The organism is Corynebacterium sp. KPL4035 (assembly GCF_037908325.1).
Taxonomy (GTDB): Bacteria; Actinomycetota; Actinomycetes; order Mycobacteriales; family Mycobacteriaceae; genus Corynebacterium; species Corynebacterium kefirresidentii.
In genome coordinates, this window is sequence record NZ_JBBMGF010000002.1 from 294202 (window position 1) to 307823 (window position 13622).

10 protein-coding genes, 1 tRNA gene and 1 pseudogene are annotated in these 13622 nt (G+C 61.6%); 5 read left to right on the top strand and 7 right to left on the bottom strand.

Annotated elements, in window-relative coordinates:
- Nucleotides 1–30: 30 nt before the first annotated feature.
- On the bottom strand, nt 31–1563 hold the full coding sequence (locus WMP96_RS03265; RefSeq protein ID WP_340432148.1) for an adenylate/guanylate cyclase domain-containing protein: 1533 nt from the start codon (nt 1561–1563) through the stop codon (nt 31–33).
- Between the two features lie 37 nt (nt 1564–1600).
- Here WMP96_RS03265 and WMP96_RS03270 point away from each other — a divergent pair, with 37 nt between their 5' ends.
- Both WMP96_RS03270 and WMP96_RS03275 read left to right on the top strand, forming a co-directional pair.
- Complete coding sequence (locus WMP96_RS03270; RefSeq protein ID WP_445292940.1) at nt 1601–2800, top strand: DNA polymerase III subunit delta'; 1200 nt, start codon at nt 1601–1603, stop codon at nt 2798–2800.
- A gap of 88 nt (nt 2801–2888) precedes the next feature.
- Nucleotides 2889–2964: transfer RNA gene (locus tag WMP96_RS03275), tRNA-Thr, on the top strand.
- Between the two features lie 66 nt (nt 2965–3030).
- Here WMP96_RS03275 and WMP96_RS03280 read toward each other — a convergent pair.
- A pseudogene (locus WMP96_RS03280) lies at nt 3031–4698 on the bottom strand (AMP-binding protein).
- Between the two features lie 105 nt (nt 4699–4803).
- On the opposite strand from WMP96_RS03280, the gene WMP96_RS03285 reads away from it, so the two are divergent.
- Genes WMP96_RS03285 through WMP96_RS03295 form a run of 3 tightly spaced genes read left to right on the top strand, consistent with a single transcriptional unit; the run spans nt 4804 to nt 7371 of the window.
- A complete protein-coding gene (locus WMP96_RS03285; protein ID WP_340432150.1) occupies nt 4804–5619 on the top strand; it encodes a GDSL-type esterase/lipase family protein in 816 nt (271 codons plus the stop codon).
- A 52-nt stretch (nt 5620–5671) separates the two neighbouring features.
- Nucleotides 5672–6757 (top strand): S-(hydroxymethyl)mycothiol dehydrogenase, encoded by a 1086-nt coding sequence (locus WMP96_RS03290; protein WP_023020438.1) that lies wholly within the window; start codon nt 5672–5674, stop codon nt 6755–6757.
- Complete coding sequence (locus tag WMP96_RS03295; protein WP_023020439.1) at nt 6757–7371, top strand: MBL fold metallo-hydrolase; 615 nt, start codon at nt 6757–6759, stop codon at nt 7369–7371. The genes WMP96_RS03290 and WMP96_RS03295 overlap by 1 nt, the downstream gene beginning before the upstream one ends.
- A 3-nt stretch (nt 7372–7374) precedes the next feature.
- On the opposite strand, the gene rfbA is transcribed toward WMP96_RS03295, so the two are convergent.
- From rfbA to WMP96_RS03320, 5 genes are all read right to left on the bottom strand, one after another.
- Nucleotides 7375–8223, bottom strand: coding sequence for a glucose-1-phosphate thymidylyltransferase RfbA (gene rfbA / locus WMP96_RS03300; protein ID WP_316330957.1), 849 nt, complete (start codon nt 8221–8223; stop codon nt 7375–7377).
- Entirely contained in the window at nt 8224–9579 is a 1356-nt protein-coding gene (locus WMP96_RS03305) for a sugar nucleotide-binding protein (protein ID WP_340432151.1), read from the bottom strand.
- Between the two features lie 2 nt (nt 9580–9581).
- Entirely contained in the window at nt 9582–10577 is a 996-nt protein-coding gene (gene rfbB, locus WMP96_RS03310; protein WP_340432174.1) for a dTDP-glucose 4,6-dehydratase, read from the bottom strand.
- 73 nt (nt 10578–10650) lie between these two features.
- Complete coding sequence (locus WMP96_RS03315; RefSeq protein ID WP_340432152.1) at nt 10651–12132, bottom strand: HNH endonuclease signature motif containing protein; 1482 nt, start codon at nt 12130–12132, stop codon at nt 10651–10653.
- Between the two features lie 122 nt (nt 12133–12254).
- Nucleotides 12255–13580: a M1 family metallopeptidase gene (locus WMP96_RS03320; RefSeq protein ID WP_340432153.1), complete on the bottom strand. Its 1326-nt coding sequence runs from the start codon at nt 13578–13580 to the stop codon at nt 12255–12257.
- Between the last annotated feature and the right edge of the window lie 42 nt (nt 13581–13622).

A 13622-nucleotide genomic window follows, 5' to 3' on the forward strand; every position in this document is an offset into this window, starting at 1 on the left:
CGGGGAGCTGAGCTCACTTAAAAAACCTCGTTATACCTCGGAACGTTCTGCCAGGGTAGCGCGGATAGGGCGAGCCAGCTGGGTCATGCGGTGACGGCCGCGCAGCTCAATGGATTTCATCATAGTCCAGCGGGCCTGCTCAGCTTCGTTAGCGGTTTTGAGCGTGGCGGCGTTGGTCAATACTTGGCCCGGGGTGTCCTTGGCCAGCTCGGTCAGGCGCGCGGCCTCGTTGACGGCATCACCGATGACGGTATATTCAAAGCGATCGGCGCCGCCGATGTGCCCGGCGACAACGTGCCCCGCGGCCACGCCGATGCCGGCTTGCAACTCGAGTCCGCGCAATTCACTGCGCAGCTCGCGGGCGGCCTGCAGGGCCATGGAGGTGGAATCATAAACGTTGAGGGGAGCGCCAAAAACAGCGAGGGCTGCATCGCCCTGGAATTTATTAATAATTCCTTTATTGCGGTGCACCACCTTGACGACGTGCTCGAAGAACTTATTGAGCTCCTCCACAACTTCTTCGGGGGAGTGGTTAACGGCGAAGGTGGTGGATCCAATAACGTCAATAAAAAGCACCGCCACTTTGCGATCCTCGCCGCCTAATTCTGGGCGCTCCTCCAACGCACGTTGGGCCACCTCGCTGCCGACGTAGCGGCCGAAAATATCGCGCACGCGGTTGCGCTCCCGCAGGCCACGCATCATTTCATTAAAACCGGCCTGCAGCACGCCTAGCTCGGATCCGTCATAGATATCGACCTCGGCATTGGTCTCACCGCGGCGCACCCGATTGATAGCGTTTTGTAGCTCCACAATCGGGTCCACGACGCTCATCACCGCAAAACTGGTGCCGATAAAACCGGTAGCCAGGGCGGTAAGCGCCAGGGCGGTGATGGCGGGAACAAGAGCGCCGGCGGATCCCGGGAAAAGCCCGGTCAGCTGGGCAATCAATACCAGGAGGATGCCGATGAGCGGCACGCCGGAAGTCATCAGCCAGGTGGATATCAGGCGGTATTTGATGGGTGGCTCGAGCGTGGAATCCTCAAAGCGCCGTGCCACCGCCTGGGCGGCAACCGGGCGCACGAGGCGCTCTGCCTGCAGGTAGGTCAGGATGATAACCACCAAGCCAGCCAGGGTAGCGGATACGCCTACGACAAGCCCCAATCTGCCGGACTCCCGCGCGGAAATGACCACGGCCAAAATGATGCCGATGAGCCATACCGCGGCCGCTACTGCGGATTGGTAGACGGGGATGCGCAGCACGAGGTTGCGCACCATATTCGGATCGTGTTCGTCTGGGTTGCGCTGCCAGTCCAGCACCGGGCGGAAGAGCAGCAGGGTAACGGCAATTCCGATAATCACGGCGAAGATGAGGTACACCGCGGCGACACCCATCAAGCTCGGCAGCTCGGCGGCAAAGTCCTCGATTTCCGGCATGGGAAGGAAATAGAGGACGAATGTCATGATCGCGATGGCGCCGATGAGGTTCGCACCGAGGACTAAGGCAGCGTAGACCGGCCATTGGGTTCCCATGAGCCATCGTGCGCCGCGCAGTAGTCTGTTCATGTCTTCATACTTTAGTAAGACCAGTAGGCTAGGGCGAGTGAATACCGGAAGCGTTGCGCAAAGATTGGCAGATACCCCAGGCGTGGCCCGCACCATCCTGGATGCCGCTCGGGCAGCTCGGGGGATGCCGGGAGCAGACCCGCGGGCAATGAGCCATTCCTGGCTATTTACCGGCCCGCCGGGCTCCGGCCGTTCCCTGGCCGCCCTCGATTTTGCGGCCGCACTCATGTGCACGGACCCGGAAGAGCCGGGCTGCGGCCGGTGCGAGGCCTGCCAGGCGGTGCTGGATGCGAAGCAGCATACTGACTTGGTGCTGGTGGACCCGCAGGAAGTCAACATTCCGGTGGATACGGTGCGCGAGGTCATCGGCCGCGCCGCGAGCCTGCCCACGGTGGCGCCCTGGCGCGTAGTGATCTTCAACAATGCCGACCGCCTCAATAACAACGGCGCGAATGCCCTGCTCAAGACCGTGGAAGAACCGCCGGCGCGCACAGTGATCATCATGTGCGCTCCTTCCGACGCCCCCGAGGACTTCTCCCAGACCCTCCGCTCGCGCTGCCGCCACCTCTACATTCCCTCCCCGTCGGTGGAGAGCATTACCGCCCAGCTGGTCAGCGAGGGCGCCTCGGATCACGACGCCCACTTGGCTGCCCTCACCTCCCTCCGCCACGTCGGCAGGGCGCGGCGCCTCGTCAACGACCCGGCGGTGCAAAAGCGTCGCGCGGTGGCCATCAACCTGGCAGAAGAGGTATTCCACGGCTCCCAAGGCTTCCAGGCGGTCACCTCGCTGCTGAAATTGGTCGATTCGGAAGCGAAGGAATCGCATAAGGAACAAGAAGAAGCCGAACTGGCGAAGCTGGAGCAGACCCTCGGCGTAGGTGCGAAGGGCAAAGGCGCGGCTAAAGCGCAGCGCGATGCCCGATCCGCCATTAAGGATCTGCAGGACCAACACAAGAAGCGAGCGAAACGCCGAGTTATCGACAACTTGGACTTAGTTCTTATCGATCTCTCCGGTGTGTACCGCGATGCGCTCATGCAGAAAGTTGGCGCGCAGGTGGACCTGACCCACCCGGACTTCGCCGGTCTTTCTGGCGAGCTAGCGCAACGCGTGAGTGAGGAAGGTCTGCTGGACTGCCAGGCCGCCATCACGTTGTGCCGCGAGCAGCTCACACAAAACGTCGGCACGCAGATTGCCTTCGACGGGTTGGTGGGCCGGCTGCGTCGCGCGTGCCTATAAGCGGGTGCGTAGTCGGGGGCCGATTTCTATTCCGCGGCGCCCCTAGGTTAAACTTTCTCTTGCTGCACTGGCATATGCCAAGCAGCGTGCCGCCTTAGCTCAGTCGGTAGAGCATTTCACTCGTAATGAAAAGGTCGCGAGTTCGATTCTCGCAGGCGGCTCCACAGTGGCCGCAGGTTATCTAGCCTGCGGCCTTTCGCCGTTGTGGGCACGGCAGTGGGTGCAGAGCGTTAAGCCTCGCCGTGGTTGTGCAGTAGGCGCGGGACCACCTTGCCGGTGGCGTTGCGCGGCAGCTGGGATAGGAAGTGCACATCGCGCGGCACGGAGTGAACGGCGAGCTTGGTGCGGACCCACTCGCGGATGGCGTCGGCCGTGAGGGCCTTTCCGGTGGCGTCGGCAGTAGGCACCGCCCACACGGCGATGCGCTGGAAGGTCTCGCTATCTTCCACGCCACCGGCATGGACCTCGTGGATGCCGGGCATGGCCTCGAGGACCTCGGTGACGGACTGCGGGTGGACGTTTTCGCCGCCGACAATGATCATGTCATCGGCGCGGCCGACCACGTGCAGGAAGTCGTGCTCATCGATGTAGCCCAAATCGCCGATGGAAATGAGCCCGTCCACCTTATTGAGCCGCAGGTTCGGGTTGGTATAGCCGGTCATCGCAGTGGAGTTGGTCAGGTAGATCTCTCCCACCTCGCCGCGCGGAACCGGGTGGCCCTCCTTATCGAGGATGCGCAGCTTCGTGCCCGAGGCCACGCGCCCGGCGATGGTGGGGTTGGCGGCCACCTGATCCATGGTGGAGGTCGTCGCGAGCGCGAGCTCAGTGGATCCGTATACGTTGCATAGGATGGCGCCGAAGCGCGCATTGGTCTCCTTGACCACCTCCGGGGTCAGCGCATTGCCGGCCGAGGCGATGAATTTCAGGCTCGAGGCATCGAACTCACCGGCCGGATCCCGCTCTACCAAGCGCTTAAAGAAGATAGGGGAGGAGATCATACCATCGAGGCGGTAGCGCTGGACATCGTCAGGCACCTGCTCCGCGTCGAATACGCGGCGGGTGACGATGGTATTGCGCAGGCCGAGAGCAATATTGATGCAGGCCCAACCCCAGGTGTGGAAGATAGAGGCGGTCAGCTGCAGGCGCTGGTCGGCGCGCCACGGAATCGTATCCACGATGGAGGCCAGCACCACCGGCAGGGTCGGCTCCGGCCGGACAATTCCCTTCGGAATACCCGTGGTACCGGAGGACATGAGCACGATGGAGCCGTGCTTGGGGAAGCGCGTTAGCTCCACGGCCGGTGGATTCTTCACAATCTTGTCTAGCTTCGGCAGCTCGCTTGCCCCGGTATCGTGCGCGATGATGACGGGGATATCGGTATCCACGCGGTCGATGAACTCATCGTCTACCACGAGCACGTTGATGCCGTTTTCTTCGATACATCCAGCCAACTGCTCCGGCGAGGAGCCCACGTTGAGCAGGTAAATGGAAGCGCCCGCATAGCCCTTGGCGCCGAGCGGGATGATAATGCCGCGGCCGTTGCGCGCCATTACGCCAAGGCGGATTTCGGGCAGGTTCAGCGAGCGGAGGTAGCAGGCGAAGCCCTAGGCGTGGGTGCGCAGCTAACGGTAGGTGAGGGTGCCGTCGTCGTCGATAAGCGCTAGGCGCTCCGGGCAGGTGAGGTATCCCTGCTCAATTTCACGCGCGGTGGTGAAGCGGTAGCGGGCCAGGTTAGGTAACAAACTGAGCTGGGCCTTCGCGCCGCCTTGGTGGCTGATGAGTCCGGCGTTATAAAGTGCCGGCACGAACCGGCCGAGGGCTGCAGCGTGGAATGTGAAATCAGAAAAATTCACGGTTGGGGTAGCTCCAAAAAGCGAAGATAACAAAAAGGTAACCATGGACGATATCGTGAGAGAGGCGCGCGGTGTAGCCGCCAACTCGAAATATGTTACAGAAGTGACTACAGTTACCTGAAGTTACTGGTGTTTCTAGAAAAGGATCTCATGAAATCTCTGCAGCTCAAAGTCCTCTCCGTGGTGGCTTCCGCGCTGGCCGTCGTAGGCGTGGCAGTCGCGCCGCAGGCCACCGCCGCGGAGCGCAACCTAGTAGCCTTCGGCGATTCTGTCCTCGCGGATCCAGATGCCGGCTCCTACTTTGCTCACCGTTTCGATCCCTCTAAGGGGGTGGGCGTGGATTGCCCTACCTCCAATAACTACGCCAAGCGTGCCGGTGCCAAGCTGCGCCTTCCGGTGCGTGATTTCTCCTGCTCCGGTGCCGTGTCCATGTCTCGCGGCCCGCAGGTTTCCCAGCAGGTGGATGCGGCCATTCGTAGCGGCGCGCTGACTCCGGCTACCAACCGTGTGGTAATCACTACCGGTTTCAATGACACCTATAACCACCGCGAGCTCAACCTGCCGCAGATTCGCAAGCAGTTTGCGGACCACACTGCACCGCAGATTGAGCGCATCAAGCGTGCGGCTCCGAATGCGCGCGTGCAGATCGTTGGCTACCCCACCATCGGTTCTGGCCCGTACTATTGCCTCTTCCACTTCGGTCCGCGCCCGGCTGATTCCACCTTCCTGCCCGGCATTCAAGACTTTGAGAATAAGGCACAGTGGATGCAGGTGGACCTGGCGGCACGTACCGGCGTGCAATTCCTGGACATGAAACCTTCCACCCGCAATAACGGCATGTGCGCCGATGCAAACCAGCGCATGTGGGCTGGTCTAGTGGACTTTAGCGCAGGCGACGGCAACCTGCCCATCCACATGAACCAGCGCGGCCACGAGCATGCGGCCAATGTCATTACCCGCTCTTAAAAAATATTTTCATTAATGTGCCGATTTTGAAAATATCGGTACGCTCGGGCGCATGACTGTAAAAGCTGTTATTGCCCGTTCCAAGGGCGCGGAAGTCGAAACCGTCAATATTGTTGTCCCCGACCCCGGCCCTAATGACGTCATCGTGCGCGTGCAGGCCTGCGGCGTATGCCACACCGACCTTGCTTACCGCGATGGCGATATTGAAGACGCCTTCCCGTTCCTGCTCGGCCACGAGGCCGCAGGCGTGGTGGAGACCGTAGGTTCTGCGGTCACCCACGTGGAGGAGGGCGACTTCGTCATTTTGAATTGGCGCGCCGTATGCGGCGAGTGCCGCGCTTGCAAGAAGGGCGAGCCAAAGTACTGCTTCAATACCCACAACGCCTCGAAGAAGATGACCCTCGAGGACGGCACCGAGCTCACTCCTGCGCTGGGCATCGGTTCCTTCGCGGAAAAGACCCTGGTCCACGAGGGCCAGTGCACCAAGGTGGAAGACACTGACCCAGCCGCTGCAGGCTTGTTGGGCTGCGGCATCATGGCGGGCCTCGGCGCAGCCGTGAATACCGGTGACATCCAGCTCGGCGAGTCCGTAGCCGTCTTCGGCTGCGGCGGCGTCGGAATGGCCGCCATTGCGGGTGCCAAGCTGGCAGCCGCGGCAAAGATCATCGCCGTGGACATTGACGAATCCAAGCTGGAAACCGCCCGCGAATTCGGCGCGACCGATACTATCTGCTCCAAGGACCTGTCGGAACAGGAAGTCATCGACGCCGTCCGCGAGCTCACCGGCGGCTTCGGCACCGACGTTTCCATCGACGCCGTGGGTATCCAGCCCACCTGGCGCCAGGCCTTCTACTCCCGCGACCACGCCGGCCGCATGGTCATGGTGGGCGTGCCAAACCTCACCGACCACGTGGACATTCCCGCCATCGACCTCTACGGCCGCGGCGGTTCCATCAAGCCAGCGTGGTACGGCGATTGCCTCCCGGAGCGCGATTTCCCCGCTTATGTAGCGCTATCCAAGGCCGGCAACTTCCCGCTAGAAAAGTTCGTTTCCGAGCGCATTGCGCTTGACGACGTCGAGCAGGCCTTCGCCACCATGAAGTCCGGCAAGGTCCTGCGTTCGGTGGTGGAGTTCTAATGCGCATCGATAGCACGGTTACTTCTGGCAAGTTCCGCCTCGACGGCGGCGAGTGGGACGTGGATAATAACGTCTACGTCGTGGGCGATGACTCCAATGTTTATGTGGTGGATCCCTCTCACGATCTCGATGCCGTAGCGGAGCTGGTAGGCGATCGCCACGTGGAAGGCATCCTGCTCACCCACGCGCACAATGACCACTGCGAGCTCGCCCCCGAGGCCGCCAAGCGCTTCGATACCGAGGTTTACCTGCACCCGGACGATGACATGCTGTGGCAGGAATCCAACGGCGATGCCCCATATACGCCGCTGGCTGATCGCGGTCAATTCGATATCGGCGGCGAGAAAATCACGGTCTACCACACCCCAGGCCACTCGCCGGGCTGCGTGGTGCTGCACGTGGGCGAGACGCTTCTGTCGGGCGATACGCTCTTCAATGGCGGCCCTGGTGCCACTGGCCGCAAGTACTCCGACTTCGATGTGATCATCGAGTCGCTGAAGAACGTGGTCTTCACCCTGCCGGAGGACACCAAGGTCCTGCCGGGGCATGGCGACGCCACCACGGTGGGTGCCGAGGCCGCACGCCTCGACGAATACATCGAGCGCGGTTACTAGCTGTTAGTACGCCCGCAGGTACTCGCCGTAGCCGGACTTAAGCAGCGGCTCGGCGAGTGCTTCTAGCTGGGCGCGGTCGATAAAGCCCGCCTCATAGGCAGCAACCTCGGGCGATCCGATAACGATCCCGGTGCGCTTTTGCATCACCTCAACATAGGCAGAAGCCTCGCTCATGGAGTCCACCGTGCCGGTATCGAGCCAGACGCTACCGCGGTGCAGGCGCTGGACATTCAGCTCGCCGCGGCGCAGGTATTCCTCGTTAACCGCCGTGATTTCCAGCTCGCCGCGGCCGCTGGGCTCGATGCCCTTGGCAATCTCCACGACGGAGTTGTCATAGAAATACAAGCCCACCACCGCGTGGTTTGAGCGCGGGACCTCCGGCTTCTCTTCGATGCTGAGCGCATGCCCCGCAGCATCGAATTCCACCACGCCGTAGCGCTGCGGATCCGAGACCTCGTAGGCGAAGATGATGCCACCCTCCGGATCCTGGCAGTGGGTGAGCTCGCCGCCGAAGCCGTGGAAGATATTATCGCCGAGCACGAGTGCGACGCTGTCATCGCCAATGAAATCCTCGCCAATCAAAAAGGCCTGCGCGAGCCCCTCCGGCCGCGGCTGGACCGCATAATCGATCATGAGGCCGAGCTGGGAGCCATCACCAAAGAGGCGTTGGAAGGCCCCCGCATCCTCCGGGGTGGTGATGATGAGGATTTCCCGAATACCCGCCTGGATGAGCGTGGTCAGCGGATAGTAAATCATCGGCTTGTCATAGATGGGCATGAGTTGTTTCGAGATGCCCTTGGTAATCGGGTAGAGCCGCGTGCCGGAACCGCCGGCTAGGATGATGCCCTTCATTTAATCCTCCGGGTAGAGCGCCAGGTACAGGGCCAGCGCGGCGCGCCAATTCTGCGGCTTGAAACCGGTGGCCTCGATTTTATCCAGCGCAAACGTCGATTCCTTAGGTCGCGGCGCCTCGGGCCCCGCGATCTCACGGTACTGCTCGGTCGTCACTGGCGTGACCTCGGACGGATCGTGGCCGAGCCCGATGAATACCGCCATGGCAATCTCATCGCGGCCCACGGTATCGCCCGAATTGGACAGGTTATACACGCCGTAGTCCGCGCCGGACTTGAGCAGGTGCACGATGCCCTTGGCTAGGTCCTCGGCAAACGTGGGGCGGCCACGCTGGTCATGGATGACCTTCGGCTCCACGCCCTTATTAGCCAGCCGGCGCATGGTGGACATGAAATTTTCCCCATCGCCAAAGACCCACGAGGTGCGAATGACGTAGTGCTGCGGCGCGGTCTGTGCTGCGGTATCACCCGCGGCTTTCGACGCCCCGTACGCACTGAGCGGCGACGGCAACTCCGCCTCGGTGTGGACCTCGTTCGCCCCATCGAAGATATAGTCGCTCGAGACATGCACCAGCGTGATCTGGTTTTCTGCGGCGATGCGTGCCAGCTTTGCCGGCCCTTCCGCGTTGACGGCCCAGGCAGCGGCGCGGTCGTTTTCGGCGCCGTTGACGTCGTTGTACGCCGCGCAACTAATGATGGTCGAGTACTGCTTCCAATTTCGCTCCGGCGGATTGGTGATGTCGAAGTCGGCGTGGGAGCAGAATTCGGCGTCGCCAAGCAGGCGCTTCAGCGCCCTCCCCAACTGCCCATTCGCACCCGTGACGAGGATGCGCCGGGCGGGCATCGGGCTCACCTCTTCGAGGCTGGGGTGCTGCTTGTCTTTCTCAGAAACCTCGGTGGGCACCATCGGCCAGTCCACGATGTCGAGGTTCACCGCGGCATAGCGCGCTTCGGACGACCAGTGCTCGTTGACCAGGTAACTATAAGAGGTATCCTCCAGCGCTTGAAAGCCATTGGCGACGCCTCGCGGCACAAACACCGCAGTCTCCGGCCCAATCTCGTGGGTAATAACCTCGCCGAAGCTCTCCGACCCCTCGCGCAGGTCGCACCACGCACCAAAAATCTTGCCCTGCGCCACCGAGATGAGCTTGTCCCAAGGCTCGGCGTGCAGCCCACGGGTAGCGCCGGCGTGGTTGAAGGAAATATTGTTCTGCACCGGCTGAAAGCTCGCGAGTTCGGGCGCGAGACCGGTGAGCTTTTCCCGCTGCCAATTTTCTTTGAACCAGCCGCGATTGTCCCCGTGCACGTCGAGGTCGATGATGAGTAGTCCCGGGATGGCGGTTTCAGTTATGCGCATGTCTACTGTCCTTGCTGCTTGTAGCGGGTCTCTACGTCTTCTTTCTCGGGCTTCCACCAGTCTTCGTTATCGCGGTACCACGCGATGGTGTCTTCGAGGCCGGCGCGGATATCCGTAAACCGCGGGGCCCAGCCCAGCTCGCGGCGAAGCTTGGTGGCATCCATGGCATAGCGCTGATCATGGCCGGGGCGGTCCGCCACGTGCTCATAGAGGGCGCGCCCATCGCGGGTGTGGCCCATAATTTCGCAGATAAGCTCGATGACCTGCTTATTGCTGATATCCGGCTGATCCGCGCCGATAGTGTAGGTCTCTCCAATCCGGCCGCGCTCTAGGATGGCGAGCACTGCCTCGTTGTGGTCATCGACATGAATCCAATCGCGGACCTGCTCGCCCGTCCCATAAAGCTTGGGTGTGCGGCCGGAGAGAATATTGGTGATCTGGCGGGGAATGAACTTCTCGATGTGCTGATACGGCCCATAATTATTGGAGCAATTCGAGATGGTGGCGCGCAGCCCAAAAGAACGCACCCATGCGCGCACGAGGTGGTCAGAACCTGCCTTGGTGGCGGAGTACGGGCTGGAGGGGGCGTAGGTGGTGTTCTCGTCAAACTTGGTTTCTGCCCCAATCTCGAGATCACCGAAAACCTCGTCGGTGGAGACATGGTGGAAGCGGGTATCGTGCTTCCGGCACGCCTCCAACAGCGTGAACGTGCCCACGATATTCGTGTGGAGGAAGGGGGAGGGGTCACGCAAAGAATTGTCGTTATGGGATTCGGCGGCGAAGTGAACTACTACATCGGCGGCAGCGACGAGCGGTTCTACCGTCGCAGAATCGGCGATATCACCCTCGACGAAGTCAATATCCAGATCGGCGAGGTTGGCGCGGTTTCCGGCGTAAGTGAGCTTATCAAGCACCGTAACGCGGGTATCGGGGCGCGCCTGGCGCATGAGGCGCACGAAATTGGCGCCGATAAAACCGGCGCCGCCAGTGACGAGCATCGTTTGCATGGTTATCCAGTGTAGGGCAGTCGGACGGGCTGCTGTGGCAGGCCGCGGGCCCGCGCGCAAGAGGTCAGGCCGCGCCCGGCGGAGACGGTGGTGGCGAGGGCGGATCCGTGAGCCTGCGTCCCGGGGCTTGTTCCGCGGCGGGGTGGTCGTTGACCTCTACTGTGGGCGATAGCCCGCTCGCGTGCGCGGCCCGGTAGCCTACCCGGCCGGTGGCGGGGTCTCGCTCGGCGTGACCCATTCCGTTGCGGCCATCGCGGTAGTCGTTATTGTCTACGTGGTGGCGCCGGCACAGCAGCGTGAGGTTCTTGAGGTCGGTGGCGCCACCGTGAGACCAAGCCTGCAGATGGTGGACATCGCAGTCCTGCCAGGGGCGGTGGCACTCGGGGTGGGTGCAGACAAGCTCGGAGGCCGCGAGGGCGAGCTTCTGCCAGAGGGAAGCGGTGCGTTTGGTGCGGCCAAGTTCGAGGGGAAAGCCCTTCTCATCCACCGCACAGAAGAAATCGTGCTGCGCGGCACCCAAGCGGAGGAGATCGAGCGGAGAAAGCTCGATGCCGGTGCTGGTGGCGAAGCGGGTATCGCCGCCCATCGCCTCCAGTTCTTCCAAGGTGGTGGCGACGAAGAAAGAACCAAGGCCCGCTGAGTCCTTTTGGATGGCAGAAAGGTAGCTCGACAAGGCAGCGGTCAATTGGTCCGCCATGCGCTGGGCATAAGTGCGGGTATCATCCTCGGCGCTGAGATCGGCGCTGCCTTTATTTTTGGCGGGAGCAAAGGCACTGGCAAGGATGGCGGCCGCGGAGGCGTCGAGGTATCCGGAGATATGCACACCGCCGTCAGCATCTTGGCGGGAGATGCTAAAGCGCCGCTTGCGGGTAGCGGCGTGCGGATCGGGCTCGCCGGCAGGATTGAGGGCGTGCTTATTCGCCTTGCGAACTGCCTTACGCAGCCACTCGCGTAAGGAATCGAAGGAGCGGCGCTTGGCCTGCTCGAGGGCCTGGTTGCGCAGCTCGCTTGGGCCGGGGATGGCGTACTTGCTGAGGCTGCGCAGCTCATTCTCGATGAGGTTAAGGATGCGCTCAGGGATAGGCTCTTCTTCGAAAAGCTTCTTGCGGCGCTTTTCCTCTTCGCGGCGCTCGCGGTCGGCGCGGCGGCGGGCTTCTTCCTCGGCCTGTGCGCGTGTGGCGTCATCAGCATCGGGATCAGCAGGTGGGGGAGTGGGCTCCGGTTCGGGGATAGGGGCAAATAGGTTGCGCCCATTGCGCAGACGGGCGGCGGCTTCGGACTCGCTAAGACCTAGGCGGGCGGTCAGGTAGTCCTTGGCTTTGGAGGAGCCCACGCGGCGGCCGGCGTCATCGCGCTCCGCGATGAAGGCGAAGGCAGCGTCAATAGCGGCCTTGTTGCCCAGCGCCCTTTCCAAGTGCTCGAAATGAGGGTGAAGAAGCTCGAAAGAGAGGTCGGAGGGATCCTGCATGAGGCCGCGCAGTTGGGTTAACCCGGCGGCAACTTGGGCGATGGCGGAGTCTATCTCCGCGTGCTTGGTGGTCTGCATAATCCCTCCCCTCCTGTTCGTTTACATGTTCTATTCTACCTAGATAAAACACCCCGTCAACAGGAAAGAAGGGATTGGTCAATAGATTAGACAATCCCCAAACAAACGCAGGGCCAAAACCACTAACTCGGGAATGAAGGAAGGGCCGTGTGGTTGAGCCAAGCGTCTACGGTGGCGTCGAAAAGCGCGGCATCAGGAGCGGCGGCGCGGAAGGAATTTAGCAACATGGAAGGCTCCACCACCGAATGCTGGTGCTCGGTGAGGTAGCTGCGGAGGGTGCTAAAGAAGGCGTCGCCAAGCAGGCGGTGAATGGCGTGCACGGTCAAAGCACCGCGCTTATACACGCGGTCATCGAACATATCGCGCGCACCCGGATCGGAAACGGTGAGGTTCTGCGCCTTGCGGCCTAGGACGTTGTAGTGGGACCGTGCTGCCTCGCGCGCGGTGGTCTCGCCCTTGTGCTCGGCCCATAACCACTCGCTGTAGCAGGCAAAGCCCTCATTGAGCCAGATATCCTTCCACTCGCCTAGGCCCACGGAATTGCCAAACCACTGGTGGGAAAGCTCATGCGCGATAAGGCGCTCGAAGGCGTGGTCTCCCTTCACATGGTTGGATCCAAAGATAGAAAGCCCCTGCGCTTCGAGCGGAATCTCCAACTCATCTTCCGTGATGACCACCTGGTAATCCGCAAACGGGTAGGGGCCATAAATGGAGGTAAAGAAGTCCACCATCTCCTGCTGCTGGGCAAATTCATTCAGCACCCGCTCGCGCAGCGTGGCTGGAGCCCAAGCCCGAGTGGAAGGGCCCAAGGCAAAGCTAGAAAACTCACCTACCTGCACCGTAGCCAGGTAGGTGGCCATGGGCTGGCGGGTACGGTAATGCCAGCGCGTGGTGGAGCCGCCCGCCCTGCGGGAGACGAGGTCGCCATTAGACACAACGATAAAGGGATCATCGGCCGTAATGATGATGTCATAGAGCGCCTTTTCAGACGGTGTATCGTCGCAGGGGAACCAGCTCGGCGCGCCATTGGGCTGGCTGGCTACCAGCGAGCCGGACTCGGTTTCTTCCCAACCAATCTCGCCCCAGGTGGTGCGGATGGGGCGAGGGCTACCGCCATAGCGAATAACCAGCTCAAACTCCGTACCGGCGGCGATTTCTGCAGCGAAACGAAGACGCAACTTACCGGAAGACTGGCGGAACTTTGCCACCCGCGGTGCACCCTTCGCGGTCACGCGACGGGCCACCATCGCCCCGCCCAAATCCAAGGTCAAAGACGTTAAATCGGCGGTCGCTCGGATTGCTAAAACGGCCTCGCCGTGGAGCAAGTTGGGCTCCACGCGGTAGGTCAGATCCAGCGTGTAGTGGGACACCTCAAATCCGAGGTTAAAATCCACGCCGGTATAAGGATCGGTATGGGAACGCGAAAGGGCGGTAGGAAGCAACTTCATAATGCTGCAAGCCTACCGCCCTTTTAGCCGCGGAAAGAAACG

What these genes read in the sequence shown, in the direction of transcription:
- WMP96_RS03265 (WP_340432148.1), bottom strand. Translation starts at nt 1,563, where the DNA reads ATGAACAGACTACTGCGCGGCGCACGATGGCTCATGGGAACCCAATGG.
- WMP96_RS03285 (WP_340432150.1), top strand. Translation starts at nt 4,804, where the DNA reads ATGAAATCTCTGCAGCTCAAAGTCCTCTCCGTGGTGGCTTCCGCGCTG.
- WMP96_RS03290 (WP_023020438.1), top strand. Translation starts at nt 5,672, where the DNA reads ATGACTGTAAAAGCTGTTATTGCCCGTTCCAAGGGCGCGGAAGTCGAA.
- WMP96_RS03295 (WP_023020439.1), top strand. Translation starts at nt 6,757, where the DNA reads ATGCGCATCGATAGCACGGTTACTTCTGGCAAGTTCCGCCTCGACGGC.
- rfbA (WP_316330957.1), bottom strand. Translation starts at nt 8,223, where the DNA reads ATGAAGGGCATCATCCTAGCCGGCGGTTCCGGCACGCGGCTCTACCCG.
- WMP96_RS03305 (WP_340432151.1), bottom strand. Translation starts at nt 9,579, where the DNA reads ATGCGCATAACTGAAACCGCCATCCCGGGACTACTCATCATCGACCTC.
- rfbB (WP_340432174.1), bottom strand. Translation starts at nt 10,577, where the DNA reads ATGCTCGTCACTGGCGGCGCCGGTTTTATCGGCGCCAATTTCGTGCGC.
- WMP96_RS03315 (WP_340432152.1), bottom strand. Translation starts at nt 12,132, where the DNA reads ATGCAGACCACCAAGCACGCGGAGATAGACTCCGCCATCGCCCAAGTT.
- WMP96_RS03320 (WP_340432153.1), bottom strand. Translation starts at nt 13,580, where the DNA reads ATGAAGTTGCTTCCTACCGCCCTTTCGCGTTCCCATACCGATCCTTAT.